Annotated in this window: 19 protein-coding genes; 16 read left to right on the forward strand and 3 right to left on the reverse strand. The window is 38.4% G+C overall.

Annotated elements, in window-relative coordinates:
- Nucleotides 1-2 precede the first annotated feature (2 nt).
- The 6 genes from HZR21_RS03185 to HZR21_RS03210 all read left to right on the forward strand — a co-directional run bounded on the left by HZR21_RS03185 (nt 3) and on the right by HZR21_RS03210 (nt 4,190).
- Nucleotides 3-947: a sensor histidine kinase gene (locus HZR21_RS03185; RefSeq protein ID WP_180746328.1), complete on the forward strand. Its 945-nt coding sequence runs from the start codon at nt 3-5 to the stop codon at nt 945-947.
- A 13-nt stretch (nt 948-960) separates the two neighbouring features.
- Nucleotides 961-1,590, forward strand: a complete 630-nt coding sequence (locus HZR21_RS03190; protein ID WP_180746330.1) for a response regulator — start codon at nt 961-963, stop codon at nt 1,588-1,590.
- 18 nt (nt 1,591-1,608) lie between these two features.
- The gene (locus tag HZR21_RS03195) at nt 1,609-2,409 is read left to right on the forward strand and encodes a Cof-type HAD-IIB family hydrolase (RefSeq protein ID WP_180746332.1); all 801 of its coding nucleotides are present in this window, start codon (nt 1,609-1,611) and stop codon (nt 2,407-2,409) included.
- 35 nt (nt 2,410-2,444) lie between these two features.
- On the forward strand, nt 2,445-3,035 hold the full coding sequence (locus HZR21_RS03200) for a peptidylprolyl isomerase (RefSeq protein ID WP_310592545.1): 591 nt from the start codon (nt 2,445-2,447) through the stop codon (nt 3,033-3,035).
- 3 nt (nt 3,036-3,038) lie between these two features.
- Nucleotides 3,039-3,431 carry a CvfD/Ygs/GSP13 family RNA-binding post-transcriptional regulator gene (locus tag HZR21_RS03205; protein WP_180746336.1) on the forward strand — a complete coding sequence of 131 codons (393 nt, stop codon included), beginning with the start codon at nt 3,039-3,041 and terminating at the stop codon, nt 3,429-3,431.
- Between the two features lie 150 nt (nt 3,432-3,581).
- On the forward strand, nt 3,582-4,190 hold the full coding sequence (locus HZR21_RS03210; protein ID WP_003136969.1) for a TVP38/TMEM64 family protein: 609 nt from the start codon (nt 3,582-3,584) through the stop codon (nt 4,188-4,190).
- 23 nt (nt 4,191-4,213) lie between these two features.
- Here the strand turns inward: HZR21_RS03210 and HZR21_RS03215 are convergent, their stop codons facing one another.
- Complete coding sequence (locus HZR21_RS03215) at nt 4,214-6,781, reverse strand: YfhO family protein (RefSeq protein WP_180746338.1); 2,568 nt, start codon at nt 6,779-6,781, stop codon at nt 4,214-4,216.
- A 104-nt stretch (nt 6,782-6,885) separates the two neighbouring features.
- On the opposite strand from HZR21_RS03215, the gene HZR21_RS03220 reads away from it, so the two are divergent.
- Nucleotides 6,886-7,128 (forward strand): hypothetical protein, encoded by a 243-nt coding sequence (locus HZR21_RS03220; RefSeq protein ID WP_180746340.1) that lies wholly within the window; start codon nt 6,886-6,888, stop codon nt 7,126-7,128.
- A 202-nt stretch (nt 7,129-7,330) separates the two neighbouring features.
- The gene (locus HZR21_RS03225; protein ID WP_180746342.1) at nt 7,331-8,422 is read left to right on the forward strand and encodes a DUF871 domain-containing protein; all 1,092 of its coding nucleotides are present in this window, start codon (nt 7,331-7,333) and stop codon (nt 8,420-8,422) included.
- Between the two features lie 68 nt (nt 8,423-8,490).
- On the opposite strand, the gene HZR21_RS03230 is transcribed toward HZR21_RS03225, so the two are convergent.
- Both HZR21_RS03230 and HZR21_RS03235 read right to left on the reverse strand, forming a co-directional pair.
- Nucleotides 8,491-9,132, reverse strand: coding sequence for a response regulator transcription factor (locus HZR21_RS03230; protein ID WP_180746344.1), 642 nt, complete (start codon nt 9,130-9,132; stop codon nt 8,491-8,493).
- A 47-nt stretch (nt 9,133-9,179) separates the two neighbouring features.
- The gene (locus tag HZR21_RS03235) at nt 9,180-10,283 is read right to left on the reverse strand and encodes a sensor histidine kinase (RefSeq protein WP_180746346.1); all 1,104 of its coding nucleotides are present in this window, start codon (nt 10,281-10,283) and stop codon (nt 9,180-9,182) included.
- Between the two features lie 206 nt (nt 10,284-10,489).
- On the opposite strand from HZR21_RS03235, the gene HZR21_RS03240 reads away from it, so the two are divergent.
- The 8 genes from HZR21_RS03240 to HZR21_RS03275 all read left to right on the forward strand — a co-directional run bounded on the left by HZR21_RS03240 (nt 10,490) and on the right by HZR21_RS03275 (nt 16,731).
- The gene (locus HZR21_RS03240) at nt 10,490-11,419 is read left to right on the forward strand and encodes an ABC transporter ATP-binding protein (protein WP_180746348.1); all 930 of its coding nucleotides are present in this window, start codon (nt 10,490-10,492) and stop codon (nt 11,417-11,419) included.
- Nucleotides 11,420-11,494: 75 nt separating this feature from the next.
- Nucleotides 11,495-12,628: an ABC transporter permease gene (locus tag HZR21_RS03245; protein WP_180746350.1), complete on the forward strand. Its 1,134-nt coding sequence runs from the start codon at nt 11,495-11,497 to the stop codon at nt 12,626-12,628.
- Nucleotides 12,615-13,601 carry an ABC transporter permease gene (locus HZR21_RS03250; protein WP_180746352.1) on the forward strand — a complete coding sequence of 329 codons (987 nt, stop codon included), beginning with the start codon at nt 12,615-12,617 and terminating at the stop codon, nt 13,599-13,601. Before HZR21_RS03245 ends, HZR21_RS03250 begins: the two co-directional genes overlap by 14 nt.
- A 29-nt stretch (nt 13,602-13,630) precedes the next feature.
- Nucleotides 13,631-13,780, forward strand: a complete 150-nt coding sequence (locus tag HZR21_RS03255; RefSeq protein WP_180746354.1) for a hypothetical protein — start codon at nt 13,631-13,633, stop codon at nt 13,778-13,780.
- A gap of 140 nt (nt 13,781-13,920) precedes the next feature.
- Nucleotides 13,921-14,781, forward strand: a complete 861-nt coding sequence (locus HZR21_RS03260) for a transporter substrate-binding domain-containing protein (protein ID WP_180746356.1) — start codon at nt 13,921-13,923, stop codon at nt 14,779-14,781.
- A gap of 65 nt (nt 14,782-14,846) precedes the next feature.
- The gene (locus HZR21_RS03265) at nt 14,847-15,749 is read left to right on the forward strand and encodes an amino acid ABC transporter permease (protein WP_180746359.1); all 903 of its coding nucleotides are present in this window, start codon (nt 14,847-14,849) and stop codon (nt 15,747-15,749) included.
- Nucleotides 15,746-16,507 carry an amino acid ABC transporter ATP-binding protein gene (locus tag HZR21_RS03270; protein ID WP_180746361.1) on the forward strand — a complete coding sequence of 254 codons (762 nt, stop codon included), beginning with the start codon at nt 15,746-15,748 and terminating at the stop codon, nt 16,505-16,507. The genes HZR21_RS03265 and HZR21_RS03270 overlap by 4 nt, the downstream gene beginning before the upstream one ends.
- Entirely contained in the window at nt 16,507-16,731 is a 225-nt protein-coding gene (locus HZR21_RS03275) for a DUF4059 family protein (RefSeq protein WP_003139600.1), read from the forward strand. Before HZR21_RS03270 ends, HZR21_RS03275 begins: the two co-directional genes overlap by 1 nt.
- Nucleotides 16,732-16,793 lie beyond the last annotated feature (62 nt).

The raw sequence follows: 16,793 nt of genomic DNA on the forward strand, positions 1-16,793 counted from the left end.
ATATGATTTTAAAACGTAATATTGTCGCGAGTTTCATCACTTGGTTCCTTATTACCTTGGGCGCAATTATTGCGCTCTTGAGTTTGTTGAATATCAACTTATTTGATGTCAAAACGTCTTGGCTCACCCTAACTGTCTCGGCGGTTTTAACGCTAGTCTATGCTAGTTTCTTCTTGTTGCAATATGGCGAGGAGAAGTCACGTTTGACGCAGGATATTGATAAAATCCTAAATAACGAAAAACCAGAACTCGATATCTTACAAGGCTTATCTAAGCGTATGCAGGAGATGTCTCTGGAGTTGCAAAATCTCTCTGTCACCCAAAATATAGAACAGGCAGTCATTGTTGAGGCGGAACGCATTCGGATTTCGCGAGAATTGCATGATTCAGTCAGTCAAGAATTATTTGCGGCGACGATGATTTTATCGTCTGTGGTCGATAATCCGAATCTGACTTCAAAACAAATTACGAGTCAAGCAACTTTGACACTGAAAATTTTGCATGAAGCACAAGATGAGATGCGGGCATTGCTATTGCATTTACGTCCGTCAGAGTTGGCAGATAAGACCTTGACTGAAGGTTTAAATGCACTAATAGATGAACTCCAAGCGAAAATATCAGCGAAAATATCAGCTAATATTGCTGAAATTAAGGCCGATAAAAATATCGAAAACAACATTTTCCGAATGACGCAAGAATTGCTGTCGAATACGCTACGCCATGCCAAAGCACAAAATATCCATATTTCCTTTAGTCAAACGGCTGGGACTTTGGTACTTGTGGTTAAGGATGATGGTGTTGGGTTTGATCCGACAGTTGGTAAGACGGCTAGTCAGGGTTTGAAAAACATCAGAGAGCGGACACTTTCTTTGGGTGGAACAGTTGAGTTGAATTCTGCGCCCGGAGCTGGTACTATCGTTAAAATCGTAATCCCCAAGGTAAAATAAGTTAGGAATGAAGATGGAAAAAATAACAGTCATGCTTGTCGATGATCACCAAATGGTGCGTTTAGGACTATCAAGCTATCTGAATATGCAGGAAGATTTAACAGTCGTGGCAGAGGCAGTCAATGGTTTAGATGGTGTTCAGAAGGCTAAGCAACATCGACCAGATGTGATTTTGATGGACTTGGTCATGGAAGAAATGGATGGAATCGCTGCCTCAAAAGCAATTTTATCTGAAAATCCAGAGACGAAAATTTTAATTTTAACAAGTTTTTTGGATGATGAAAAGATATTCCCAGCGCTTGAAGCAGGTGTCAAAGGTTATATCTTGAAAACTTCTCAAGCGCATGAAATTGCGGCATCTGTTCGCAAAATTGCTGAAGGGCAAGATGTTCTTTCGGACAGTGTGAGAGCTAAGATTTATGAAAAGCGACATGCGCAACCAGAGTTACATGAAGATTTGACGGCACGTGAATCGGAGGTTCTAAAAGAAATTGCTAAGGGTTTGTCTAATCAAGAAATTGCTGATGAACTTTATATTTCACTAAAAACTGTAAAAACGCATGTGTCTAATATTTTATCAAAGTTACAAGTAGAGGATCGAACACAAGCTGCAATATATGCCATTAAGCACAAAATTGCTTGAAAATGATATAATAAAAATATGGAAAAATTACTAAACAGAGCGAAAGATATTAAAATTATTTTTTTTGATATTGATGATACGCTACGTGTGAAAGATACTGGTTATATGCCAGCGTCTATGCCACAAGTCTTTGCTGCACTTCGTGAAAAAGGGATTTTAACAGGAATTGCTACAGGCCGTAATTTATCTGGTGTCGTACCTGAAATTCGTGCGCTTAATCCGGATATTTTTGTGACAGCCAACGGTGCCTATGTTGTTGATTGTAAAGGTCAGGTCATTTACGATAAACCTTTACCAGAAATTGTTGTGACGAACCTCGTTACTTGGTTAGAGGGTTCTGATGTTGATCATGTATTCTACGGTTCAGATCAGGTTGTTGCCTCTAAATGGACGAATTTGATGAGTAACGCCATAACCCCTGTCTATGGTAAATTACCAGTTGATCCAGATTTTTATCAGACTCACGCTGTTTATCAAATGTTAACTTTATCTGAGCATGACGAACAGCTTGTCCTACCTGAAAATTTGGCAGATCAGGTCCGAATGGTTCGCTGGCATCAGCATTCATCTGATATTGTTCCGATGACAGGTAGTAAAGCTGAAGGTGTTCGTCGCGTTCTTGATAAATTAGGACTCAGTGTTGACAATGTCATGAACTTTGGTGACGAACTCAATGACGTTGAACTATTCGATCTTGGTGGGCTTTCCATTGCTATGAAAGTTTCCCACCCGAAAATTTTGGAAATGGCAGATTACATTACTGACACCGTTGAAAATGACGGTATAGAAAAGGCTTTGAAAGCTCTGAATATCTTATAAATATAATAAATTAAAAGAGGAAAAATAACATGACAATTACTTACCCACAAACAGATTTAGAAAACTATACTGGTACAGTCGCAACAATTCACACTAATCTTGGAGACTTAACCGTTAAATTATTTGACGATGTTGCACCTAAAACAGTTAAAAATTTCGTTGAATTGGCCGAAAAAGGCTATTACAATGGTGTGATTTTCCACCGTATCATCCGTGATTTCATGATTCAAGGTGGCGACCCAACAGGTACAGGCATGGGTGGTGAATCAATCTATGGTGAAAAATTTGAAGATGAGTTTTCTGAAAATGTCTTCAATATCCGTGGTGCGCTTTCAATGGCCAATGCTGGTCCGAATACGAATGGCAGCCAATTTTTCATCGTTCAAAATGAAAACTTACCTTACGATAAATCTGCTCTTGTCAAAGGTGGATGGCCAGAAGAAATTGCTGAAATCTATACAGCTGGTGGGACACCTCATTTGGATGGCCGTCATACTGTTTTTGGTCAATTAGCAAATGCTGAAAGTTTTGAAACACTTGACCGTATTGCAAAAGAACCAACAGGTTTCCAAGATAAACCAGAAAATGATGTTGAAATCATCAACATTGATGTAGAGAAAAAATAAACCATGAGTGATAAACCTATAAAAATTGGGGATATTATTAAAGCTGAAATTACAGGCTTGCAAAAATACGGGGCCTTTGTCAAGTTTGGCAAACATCGTGGCTTGATTCATATCTCAGAAATTAAATCAGGGTATGTTGCAGATATTCATGATGTGATCGAAGTTGGACAAACATGTCAAGCACAAGTGATTGATGTTGATGAATTTAACGGAAAAATTTCGTTGAGTTTGAGAACTCTTGAAAAACAGCCGCAAACACATCACGTGCAACGGAGATTTCATTTTAATAATCCGGCCAATAAAATCGGATTTAAGCCCTTTACAGAGCAATTACCCGATTGGACAAAGGAACAAATGACTTATTTAAAAAGTCGTAAAGAAGATATCACTGCTTAGTCTCTCAAAATGATAATAAGCGACAATTCGCCTTTAGTGGCAACCAAAACGGTGGCTTGTACCATTTTGGCTTAATAACTTGATACAAGTAATTAAAATAGAGACAATAAGGACTTTTGTATAAGGTAAACAGGATGGGAAAAGAAGGATATGAATGAAAAGGTTTTAAAAATCGTCCAGAAAATTTTTAATGTTATCTCGATTCTTGGGATTATTGCTTGTTTAATTGGCGGTTATTACCTTTATCGTATCGATATTTTACGCGACCCTCAGGCGCTATCAGAGTTAGTCATGGCGCACTACATCTTAGGCCCTTTCATTTTCATTGGTCTACAAATTATTCAAGTCGTAATTCCGATTATCCCCGGAGGTATTACGACCGCGGCGGGCGTTATGATTTTTGGCCCTTATACAGGATTTTTGTATAACTATGTTGGTATTGTCATCGGCTCAATTATCCTTTTTCATATGGGACGTGTTTATGGCTCTGTCCTCGTCAAAACTTTTATCAAGGAAAAACACTATAATAAGTACATGAGATGGGTAGATAAAGGACAAAAGAAATACGATATTTTGTTTTTTATCGCTATTCTGCTGCCAGTTGCACCAGATGATGCCTTGGTATTAATCTCAAGTCAAACCAAAATGACCTGGAAATACTTCTTATTTACGATTTTTATTGGTAAACCCTTGCCAATCTACCTTTATTCTTACATCCTTATCCATGGTAGTGGTTTTCTGGCTAATCTACTTACCTAATCAAAAACACATCAGTCAAGTTTTTATTGACGGATGTGTTTTTTGTTATAACGGTTATAAAAGATGAAGCTAATCAAAGCGAGAACAAAGCAGAGAGCACCAAGTTTAAGTCCTTGTGGGACAAACTTAAGCTTGACTGTATGCATTCCCTTAGTTACCGGAACGGTCATGAAACCAGTTTGAGCTTGCTTGATTTTAACTGGCTTGTCATCTATTGTGGCAGACCATCCCTTGTCAAAAGGTAGTGTCAGAAATAAATCACCGTTGGTATTGGCAGTGACAGTGGTTACCAGACCATTCTTAATGGCTTTTGCCGTGACTTGATTCGTTTTGAGCTTATGTATGGTTGATGTATAAGTGCTGATAGGCATGGTCCAGAATTCTGTTGTGTCAAAATTAACATAACGATTTTCTGGGAAAGTTAGTGTGATATTGACGGATGTCTCCTGTTCGAAATAACCAAGATTGATAAAGGCGCCTGTATCGTTGGTATTGATATAAAAGATGCGACCATTGATGTTGACTTTGACATATTCAGCATCGGAATTTTGATAAGTCACATCAGATAATTTAAGATAGGCTTGACCACCTGCTGGTGCTGTTACCGTATAGGAGAGGGTGATGTCATCACTCCCTTTTTTTGTCAGCGTTACGCGACCTTTACCTCCAGTAATCGTACCTGTTGTTGATTCTCTATCCACATAAAATTGTTTAAAAAATGTGGTATCAGTTCCTGCTAATTGATTAACAAACTTGGTCTGATTCTCAAGGATATTTTTATCTGATAATTTGACATCTTTATAGCCCTTTTCAACAAAAATAGCTGGTGGTAAGGCATAAGAGTTCTGGGTCAGATTGGGAACATCTGCATGAGCGAGGTTAAAACCATATTTATCGGGTTGACTTGTATTGAGATTATAACGGATATTGAAAATCGAATCCATCAGCAAGGTATTTAAGGGATAGCGAAGATTGAGATTGGTACCTGTTGATTGAAAACCGAGTAGATTGAGTGTGGCTGAGGACTTACGGTTTCTTACAGAAGAGAACTGTCCCAGAGATTTATAGCCGTATTTCATACCATCATTAGCTGTATCTGGCTTGGTTTTATCCATCCGATAAAAGTCAGTATCGGATGCAATCTCTTTTGCTGCTGGAAGAATTTTCTTAGTTTGCTCATCATAAGAAGTACGAGAGGCGTAGTGCCATTCCTCAGAGACGCCATTGAGCTGATAATAGCCATTAATGCCTAGTTCGAAAATCATAAAAACACTAATTAAAATTGGAAAGGCATTTGGCAGGAGCCATTTTTTTCTATCAGCAATGAGGATAATGAGATAAGCTAGGGCGAATAATAAGGTTAAGGAGATATTAAGGTTTTTCACATAGCTATAATGTCGGCTGAGGACTGTTGCAGTAAAGCCTGTTGTTAAAACAAAGATAGTGAATCCAAGCCAACGTAGTCGAATTTCCGATAGTCGTGTAAGTGTCTCAGCAGCCATGAGAATGATTAAGAGGCTAAAGACAAAACTGTAACGATGGAGGAACATATTCGGTGTGTGCATGCCTTGCCAAAAGAGATCAAGTGGGCGCAGATAGAATGAGGCGATGATGAAGCCGAGTAGAGCAGTATAGGCAAACTTTGTACGCAGACGGATAGATTTGGTGACAAAGAGTAGGCTTGCGAGAAGGAGTGGGAGCAGACCGATGTAGATTGTTGGTACGGCGCCGTACTGGGTGGTGTCATAGCTTGCAACAAAGTTTTTAGCGAAGACATCAAAATACCAGGATTTTTCTGTAAATAGTTCTGTGATTTTGGTAAAACATTCACCGTTAGCTTTTAGATCCAGATACATAGGTAGAATCATGATGAGGCTGGTGCAGCCTGCTAGGAGTGAAGTGATGGCGAAATCAAGGCATTTACGGAGAGACCAGCTGTCAAAGCTAAGTCTGACTAAGAAATAGCCGATGAGAAAGAGTGCCATCATAAAACCAAAATAGTAGTTTTGAATGAAAAGTAGGGTTAGACTGATGTAATATAGTCGCCGTTTGCCGTTCGCCATCATGCTGTGGAGGCCGCAGATGATGAGGGGCATCCAGATGAAGGCATCGAGCCACATGATGATTTCGGACTGATTGACGATGAAGCTCATGAGGGCGTAGGCACTTGATAAGCTGATAATGAGCCAATTTGATAGGGAGCGATACATATTTTTGAAAGCGACAAAGCCAGATAAGCCGATCAACCCGAATTTAAGTAGGGTTAGCAGATAGAGGCCATCAGGCATATTTGATGCGTTAAAAAAATAGGTCAGTGGCATGAGTAGACTGCCTAGATAGTAGGATGAAAAACTTAAAAAATTAAGTCCTAGGCCACTGGTGAAGGTGTAAAAGAAACCTGAACCGTGATGTAAAATATCTGAAAATAGGGCATGAAAGGCAACGTACTGGTGGTAAGCATCGCCTGCTAAAACTGTCTTATCACTTCCCCAATAAATACCAAGGAGGGCAAAATTGATACCGATTGCAAGGAGGGGGATAAGGAAACTGATGAGTAGCGCTAATTTATTTTTCTTGATAAATGCTAACATACGTTTATTGTACCATCTTTTGAAAAAATATAGGGTGGTAGATTATAAGAAAAGTGATGTGCAATGTTGTCATTTGTCGTAAATTTTGGTAGAATTAATCTAATATGAGAAATTCGAAACCTATTCAAAATCAACCTATTAGTAAGGCCGCTGTCGCTGGTCTTATTTTGGCGATTATTCCAATCACAGCCCTGCCAGGACTGATTTTTAGCTTGACTGCTTTTGAACATATTGATGCGCATGATTTGAAAGGCCATCGATTTGCCAAACTTGGTACAATTATTTCAATTCTTTGGATGCTTGTTTTTATTGTTACTGGATTTTTCCTCTTCAGGTATTTTGGTTAAGGTAGGTCAACCAGAAAAATACAACATTTTGAATATAACCTTTGGTTAAATCAATCGTTTATACTTTAAAAAAATTGGCATAGACCAATTTTTTTGTTATAATGACACTATAAAACGTTTTCATTTTAGATTGAAAAAGTTTTAAAACATATTTTATGAGATTTAATAAGCAATGGCGCTAGGCGCCTAATGGAGGAAACACATGAGAAAACTTGGCATTTCTATTTATCCAGAACGCAGCACATTTGAAAAGGATAAAGCTTATCTTGATTTAGCGCATCAATATGGTTTTAAGCGCGTCTTTACAAGCCTACTCGAAATCAATGGTGATAAGGATGAAGTTCTTGCAGTTTTTAAAAAGCCTGTTGACTATGCCAATTCACTTGGCATGGAAGTGATGGTGGACATTAACCCTGCGCTTTTTGAACAGCTTGGTGTGTCATACGATGACTTATCATTTTTCAATGATATGGGAGCTGATGGTATCCGTTTAGACCTTGGTTTTACGGGCGCTGAAGAAGCGAAAATGACACGTAATCCTTATGGTATCAAGGTTGAAATCAACATGAGTCAAGGGACTAACTATGTGGATAATATTATGAGCTATTCACCAAACCCTGAACTTCTATTGGGTAGCCATAATTTCTATCCAATGCGTTATTCTGGTTTGGCTTTGGACCACTTTATTTATTGCACCAAGAAATTTAATCAATATAACTTAAATACCATGGCGTTTGTTAATTCACATGATGCGACATTTGGTCCTTGGCCTTTCAGCGATGGTCTTGTCAGTCTTGAACGTCACCGTGATTTGGATATTGCGACACAAGTTAAGCATATGAAGTTATTGGGTGGTATCAATGATATTACAATAGCAAATGCTTACGCAAGTGAAGCAGAAATCAAAGCAATGAGCGAGGCTTTCTTTGCTGCTGAACCTGCTTTGAAAATTGTACCAAGTGCATCAATTACAGACAATGAACGTATCGTCCTGTTTGAGAGCGAGCATAGTTATCGTGGTGACCGAAGTGAATATATCTTACGCTCAACCATGACACGTGTGTGGCATAAAGACAAAGAATTCCCAGCACATGATACGAGGGATATTAAACGTGGTGATATCTTGATTGGCAATGTCGAATTTGGCCAATACAAGGGTGAAACACAAATTGCGCTTAAAGATATGCCAAATCAAGGTCAAATCAATGTTGTCGGTCGTATTTCTGATGATGAATTGTTCTTGCTCGACTATATCAAACCTTGGAGCGGTTTCACGTTTGAAGAAGTGAAATAAGCTTGAAGGTATCAAAAAAACAGGTAACGTTTATTGTTATCTGTTTTTTGCTTGTCTTTTTTCTAGATTCAGCTACCATTTTTAGTCGTCAGATAAAATATAGCTAATTGTGTGCGGTCACGCAAATTTAATTTGTCAAGGATGGTACTTAAATAGTTGCGAATTGTGCCTTCACTTAGGAACATTTGAACCGAGATTTCCTTATTACTGAGTCCATCTGCGACGAGGCCGATTAATTGATATTCTTTGGCAGTCAGACTGTAATCTTCATAATTAAATTTCGCTTGTGGGTCAGGCTGTTTTGTGTGTAGAAGTCCTGGTATTTTAGCAATTATTTCTGTACCAAAGACGGTTTGAGATTTGCTGACAGCATTTAAGGCGGGGACGATGCTGCTATAATCCTGTTTGATAAGATAGCCTTTAACACCGTATTTGAGTGCCTGAATAATATACTCGTCGTCTGAGAAAGTGATCAAAAGTAAGATTTTAGCATCTGGGTATTGAGATAGAATCGTTTTTGCAGCATCTAATCCGGTCATTTCTGTCATTCGAATATCCATGAGTAAGATATCCGGTTTGAGTGTTTCAAAGAGTTGAATTGCCTCGCTGCCATCGTGGCCAACGCCTACAACGTCAATTTTGTCGACTTCTAAAATCATTTTTAAAGCGCTAGTGATGAGGGCATCATCATCCACGATTAAGACACGCATATAGGGTACTTCTTTCTGTATTTATTTGTATTCAATCTTAAATTCTGTTAATGTTTGGGTATTTTGATATAGATTCTAAAGCCATTTTGGCTGTAAAAAGTGATGCTGCCTTTTAATTTTTTTACGCGCTCAGCCATATTTATCAAGCCGATACCAGGTGTGTCGCTATTAAGTGGGTTAGTAGGCATATCAGGTGAGAGCCTTGTTCCATTATCTTCAATGATGACCTGGTAGAGTGCCTCAGATTCAGAGACGGTTAATCGAACAAGCGTGGCATCACTATGTTTGATGGTATTATTGAGTGCCTCTTTGACAATGGCAATGACATTATATTTAACATCACGTGGGATGGTTTTTGCCATGTGATATGAAAAATCGACGGAACAAAAAGTAAAATTTGTGATAAGCTCTTCAAGTGTTTTTTCAAGGTCTACAGCATCATCGTGCAAATCATGGACACTTTTTCGGATACTGTCCATCGCCTCCCCTAGGGAACTATCAAGGCTATCAAAAGGCTCACGGAGATTGCTAATGTGATTTGTCATCCTCATCGCACCCGTAATTAAAATGGCGCGAGATAATAGATGACCGACATTATCATGAATCTCACGTGCGATACGATTCCGTTCTTTTAGGGTTGCGGCATAAATCTCATAGTCTTGTTTGTCTCTCAAGGTACGGTTTTTATCCTGTAATAAAAGCGTGAGTTCAGTACTATCATCTCGCGTTTTTTGAAGACTATTTGTCAGCGTGTCTATTTGGCGTGTTTTTTCAGCAGCATAGGCTGCTAAGATTAGACCAGTAGCTAGGAAAGTACCTATTGGAAAAAGTGGTAAGATAGCGCTATGGTAGACCAAATACATCATCAGCAGCAAACTGATAACAAGTAACAATTTATTTTGTCGTGATATTAAATGATAGATGATAAGTGGTAAAAAAAGTAGACATAGTGGACAGAAGAAGGAAAAAGCGAGAAATAGACCAGTGAAAATCAAATGTCGCCATAAATCAGTTGTTTCTGTTAGTGTCATTAAAGCAAGGTATATGATGGCAATAAGCAGCGCAATGACAAGCGAAGTATCTACTTTAATTGTACAAGCCAAAGCTAGACTGTAAATCATCAAGATGACCTGGTCGTTTACACGTCGCATGTCTATTCTCCATTCTTAATTAATTTTGAGTTTTTATTGGTTACTCCATTTTACACTGTATTTGTTCTAAAATCTAGTGATTTCTAAGATGATGCAATAGGTGATGACATTTGTCACTTAATTTACTGACATCTAACACTTACTTTGCCTTGGATGATTAGTTATAATAAAAGTATAAATAAATGATTTTTTAGGAGGTAATTCTCATGATTCATATTGAAAATTTAGTAAAACGATACGGTGATGTTTTAGCGCTTGACCACTTAAATTTGGCTATCAAAGAAGGTGAGATATTCGGCTTGCTTGGCCCCAATGGATCGGGCAAAACGACTGCGATTAACTGTTTGTTAGCCTTGCTGAAATATGATAAGGGCGACATCACTATTTTTGAAAAACCGATGCGTGTTGACAGTTATGACATAAAACAAGAGATTGGGATTGTCATGCAGAATGTCGCTGTTTTTGAGCAGATGACAGTTTATGAAAATATTGACTATTTTTGTGGCTTGTATGTGAAAGATAAGACAAGACGTCAAAAAATGGTTCAAGAGGCGATTGAGTTTGTTGGACTGTCAGATTATGTCAAAATGTTTCCTAAAAAATTATCAGGCGGCTTATTACGTCGCTTGAATATTGCTTGTGGTATTGCGCATAAACCCAAACTCATTATTTTAGATGAGCCGACGGTAGCTGTCGATCCTCAAAGTCGCAACAATATTTTAGAAGGTATTCAAGAGTTGAATCGTCAAGGGACAACGGTGATTTATACTTCTCACTATATGGAAGAGGTGGAACAAATCTGCACAAGGATTGCCATTATTGACCATGGTCGTGTGATTGCTGAAGGCTCAAGTGAAGAGTTGAAGAGCTTACTTAAGGTCGGTGAAACGATTAGCATAGACGATATTGTTTTAGAAGAATCTGATTTAGCAGCAATTCATAGCTTACCGCATGTCTTAGATTTGAGTTATCAGGGACGAACTTTAATGATTCGCTGCACGGGTTCCCAGCACAATTTGGTGCGAATTCTTGCACATTTACAGGCACAAGAGATTGCATTTGGTCGCGTTTTGTCGGAATTGCCAACCTTAAATGATGTCTTTTTAGAAATTACTGGAAAGCAACTTCGGGATTGATGACTGGTGTATGATAATGAGAGATGAAATAGATATGAAACAAGTAAAAATAAAGCGTAGGAGGGAGGAACAAGCATGAGACATTTATTGATCTATCGCTTAAAACAAACTTTGGGAGAACGGACAATTCTTTTTTGGACGATTGCTTTTCCGATGATTTTAGGTACTTTTTTCTTCATGGCTTTTGGGAATTTAGCTAAGAATGAAGAAGTTGCAACCGAAATTCCGATTGCCATGGTTGTAAGCAATCAGTCAGCTCAGACCGAAACACAAAAAGCTTTCCTAACTGAGATGCAAAAAGAAAAATTGATTACGATTAAGTCTTATCCAACAGAAAAAGTAGCCAAGGAAAAATTAGAGGATGGCAAAATTAGCGGTTTATTTTATCTTGGACAAGATTTAAGTCTGACGGTGACAAAATCTAGCTTGAGTACCAGTATTTTAAAGGTTGTTTTGGACAGCTACAATAAAAATGTCGCCATGATTTCCGATATTGCTAAAGCACATCCTGAAAACCTCCCAGCAGCCATTGCTGCAATGTCTGATTTGAAACCAGCTGTTAAAGCTGTGGCGCCTAATGGTAAAACAACGTCGAGCTTTATGCAATACTTTTTTGCACTAATTGCTTACGCTTGTTTATCAGGTATCTTTTTAGGCGTGAACAATAGCTTTGAAACTCAAGCCAATCTTTCAGCCTTGGGTGCAAGAAGAAGTATTTCGCCAACGCCAAAACTTACTTTAATTTTAGTTGATTTCATGACGATTTTGACGGTTGATTTTATCAGTGTCTTGCTATTAACGCTTTATATTACGAAAGGATTTGGCATTAGTTTAGGCGATAATATGTTAGGAATTATTGTGACGGTACTGATGGGCTGTGTGATTGGTGTTTCCTTAGGTATCGTATTAGGTGCCTCTAATCACGCCTCAAGAAATCTAAAAATGGGATTGACCGTTGCTTTGACTTTGGTACCGTCATTTTTTGCGGGTTTGATGTTTGAAAATATGGGGATTATTGTCGAAGAGTACTTCCCTCTACTCAATCGTATTAATCCTGCCGCACTTTTGGCTGATGCCTTTTATTGTTTGAGTGTCTATGATAATCCAGCTCGCTATGCTAGAGATATGTGGATCTTGGCGATAATGAGTGTCGTCTGTATTGCCTTAGCTTTTAGTCTATTAAGGAGGGAGCGTTATGACAGTATTTAAAGGATTTCTACTTTTACTCAAACGAGATGCCAAATCTGTTAGTCTCTATCTTGTTATTTTCATAGCTATAGCTGTTATGACCCAATTATCAATGGGGGATAATCAATCAACATCTACCTTCAAAAGCATGAGCACACGCATTGCGATAGAGGATAAAGATCAGAGTGAACTTTCTAAAAATCTGGTGAACTATCTTGAAAAAACACAAAGTGTTAAAAATGATTTGACTATCAGTACTCCTGATATGATTCAAGAAAATCTCTATTATAGTAATGTTTACAGTGTCATCAAAATTCCGAAAGGCTTTGAAAAAGACTATTTTGACAAGCAAACACCCTTAACCCTGATAAATAAACCAGGATTTGATAGTACCTATGTGACTAGTCAAGTAGACCAATTTCTAAGAAGTGTTAAAGTCATTCATGAAAGTGGTGATACTGTGGCGCAAGCCGTTCAAAAAGTTCAGCGCTATGACAGCCAAAAGTCCAGAGTCACGCTGATTGCCCAAAATAAAAGTGGTGGCGAAATGCCCTATCATAATTATCTTTTCCAATATCTGCCTTATATTTTGATTTCTATGACCAGCTATTCGCTCGGCATCATCTTAATCATCTATGCGGAACCAGATAAGAAAAGAAGAATGCTTTGCGCTCCAGTTTCTTATCGGTCTATGAATTTACAGCTCATGCTAGGTGCAGCAGTCATCGGTACTGGTCTCTGGTTGACTTGTGGGGTTGCACTACCGATTATTTTAAGTGCCAAGGCATTTTTGGCAGACCCTAACCTCCCCTATTATTTGCTCAATGTCGGTTTGATGATCTTGGTTTCGTTGGCACTTTCATTCTTGATGAGTAAACTTATCCAAAGGGTCAATATCATCTCAAGCGTCACCAATGTTCTTACCTTGGGGATGGGGTTTCTCTGTGGGGTGTTTGTCCCACTATCTGTTTTAAGTCCTGCTATTAAAAAATAACGCAATTTTTACCGGTTTATTGGTATGAAGTGACGAATGAACTCATTGGTTATCAGACGACTTTCAATGCCTCGCAAAAAATGGCACTTTATAAAGGCTTTGGTATTCAACTATTGTTCGTCATTGCATTGCTGAGTCTAGGCATGCTAATTGGCAAGTTGAGAGAGCAGAAAATTTAGCCAAAATGCTAAGATAAGAAATAAAATCCTCCGGGGTTTTATTTTTTTTATGGCGGCCATAATCTTTCATGATGATGCAGACAAATGAAGTATGATAAAATAAAAATATCTTAATGAATAGAAAAAAGGGGATTTTTTTGATGAAAAAATATAAAAAAATAATCGTGTCAGGTTTAATTTTAAGTGCAGCAGTTGCCCTTGCAGCTTGTGGGAAATCGTCATCAACTGCGACATCTGAGACATCAAAAAATGATAAAGTTACGACTATTACAGTTGCAACCGATGCAGATACGAAACCCTTCACTTTTTCTGAGAATGATCAACCGACAGGTTATGACATTGAAGTGGCGCGTGCGGTATTTAAAGAATTACCAGAATATAAACTCAAAGTAGAAGTGACTGACTTTGATAGTGTGATTGCAGGTGTAGACTCAGGTCGCTATCAGTTTGCGGCTAATGATATTGGTTGGCGAGAAGAACGAGCTGAAAAGTATTACTTCTCAGCCCCCTTGTCTAAATCGAATAATGCAGTTGCTGTGAAGTCAGATGTTAAAGTCAAAACCTTGGGTGATTTAGCTGGGAAATCTACAGAAGTACTTCCATCAGCAAATTACACCACCATTTTATCCAAATATAATGAGGCAAATCCGGATAAACAAGTTAAACTTAATTATGTCGATGGTAGCTATCCAACAGCTAGCCGATTAGCAGATGTTGACTCTGGAAAGATAGATTTTCTTTTATACGATGCGATTTCGCTTAAAACAATTATCAAGGATAAGGGGTTGGACGATTTGAAGGTGGTTAATATCGCCTCAGAATCAACAGATTCTCACGATGGTTTTGAGTATTTCTTATTTACCAAGGATGCACAAGGCAAGGAATTGAAAACTAAGGTTGACAAGGTCTTGAAAAAGCTAGAGGCAAATGGTACACTCAAAGAGTTATCAGAAAAATATTTTGGTGGTGATTTTGTGCCATCAGCTGATGCCTATAAATAATCTGAATTATAAAAAAGGGTGTCATCGTCATCAGCCCGAAAAAGTATAGAAAGTTTTGATATACCATGAAAAAAGCAAGCAAAATAGCCTTCGGGATATTGGCAGTCTTTGTGTTAACAATTGTGATTGTAAGTGTCACGGTCAAAGGGCAGTACACGTTTACTGAGTTCTGGACCATGTTTTTTGACAAGATTTTTAACTGGAATGCCTTTATTAGTGCCTTTAAGCCTATCATCAGTCGGGTTCCAACATCCTTTATTATCACCTTGATTGCCATGGCGATAGGCCTTGTTTTAGGCTTACTTTTAGCCTTAATCAAGCTAAATCGAATTCCTGTTTTAGACCAAATCCGTGCGCTCGCAGTTAGTTTTATTCGCGGGACGCCGATTTATGTGCAACTTTTATTGACTTATACTGGCATTCCTTTGATTCTCAAAGCGATTAACCTTAATTATGGCATGGCTTATAATATCAATGATATTTCGCCGATGCTTTTTGTCATTTTAACCTTTGCTTTTAATGAGGCAGCTTATAATTCTGAAACGATACGTGCAGCGATTGAGTCTGTCGATGTTGGTCAGATTGAGGCAGCAAAATCACTCGGTATGACTAATTTTCAAGTTTTTAAACGCGTGACATTGCCAGAAGCAGCAACAGTTGCTGTTGCACCCCTCGGGAATGCGCTCATGGGCTTACTCAAAGGGACATCTCTTGCCTTTGTTGCAGGTGTCATTGAAATGACCGCTGAAGCTAAAATCATCGGTGGTTCAAGTTTCCGCGTTTTCGAAAGTTACCTCGCCGTCGCACTCGTTTACTGGGCCATTAACCTCGTCTTTGAAAATTTGATTAGATTATTAGAGCGAAAATTACAGATTACACCGAAACAAAAAAATAAACGCCACTTAATCCCAACAGGAAATCCCTTTGAACAAGGTTCTGTGGACAATGGTGGAGGAGATGCCGTATGACCATCAAACTTTCAAATCTATATAAAAAATTTGGTGACACTGTCGTCTTGGATGATGTGTCATTAGAAATTGAGCCAGGTGATGTAATTGCACTGATTGGGGCGTCTGGAGCTGGTAAATCGACTTTTTTGCGCTCGATTAATTATCTAGAAGCGCCGGATTCAGGTCATGTTGATATTGACGATTTGCATCTCGATTTTGCGAATATCAGTAAAGAGGATATTCTTAAACTTCGACGTAAAACGGCCATGGTCTTTCAACAGTTCAATCTATTTGAGCGTCGAACAGCACTTGAAAATGTCATGGAAGGCTTAATACAAGTCAAAAAACTAGATAAAGCAACTGCAGCGGAACAAGCCGCGCAAGAACTCATCAAGGTTGGTCTATCAGATCGGATGGCTTATTATCCGAAATTTTTATCAGGTGGTCAAAAGCAACGTGTCGGGATTGCGAGAGCACTAGCTATGAAACCAGAGTTGTTACTCTTAGATGAACCAACATCTGCTCTTGATCCAGAATTGGTTAGTGAAGTGCAGGAGTCAATCATTCAAGCCGCTAAATCAGGTCAGACCATGATTATCGTTAGTCACGAGATGGATTTTGTTTATAATGTAGCGAGTAAAGTGATTTTTTTAGAACAGGGGAAAATCATAGAATCTGGCACGCCTGAAGACGTCTTTTACGCGCCAAAACATCCAAGAACGAAAGAATTTCTTGCGCGCCACACTAAAAATCTCGTAATAGGGAGTTTTCTTTAATGCAAGCTATTTTAGCCATTTATCTTAAATCTTTGTTGATCTCAGCTGTCGTTGTGTTAATTCTCAGTGGCCTCTATATGTTAGGCACCATTTCCCGAAATTATGATAAGCCTTTAAGTGTTCGACAAAATAAAATTTTTGATGTCTTGTTGATTGATATCTTAACAATTCCAATCTTGAGTTTTGCTGTTTTGGCTATCTTGATTATTTTGAAGTCTAGATGATTGATTACAGCAATGTTTGTTTTATCTGGGATACGTATGATCTCTAAAAGTTGGAGTTTAAT

Source organism: Pseudolactococcus laudensis, assembly GCF_013449735.1.
In the GTDB taxonomy this organism is placed as follows: Bacteria; Bacillota; Bacilli; order Lactobacillales; family Streptococcaceae; genus Pseudolactococcus; species Pseudolactococcus laudensis.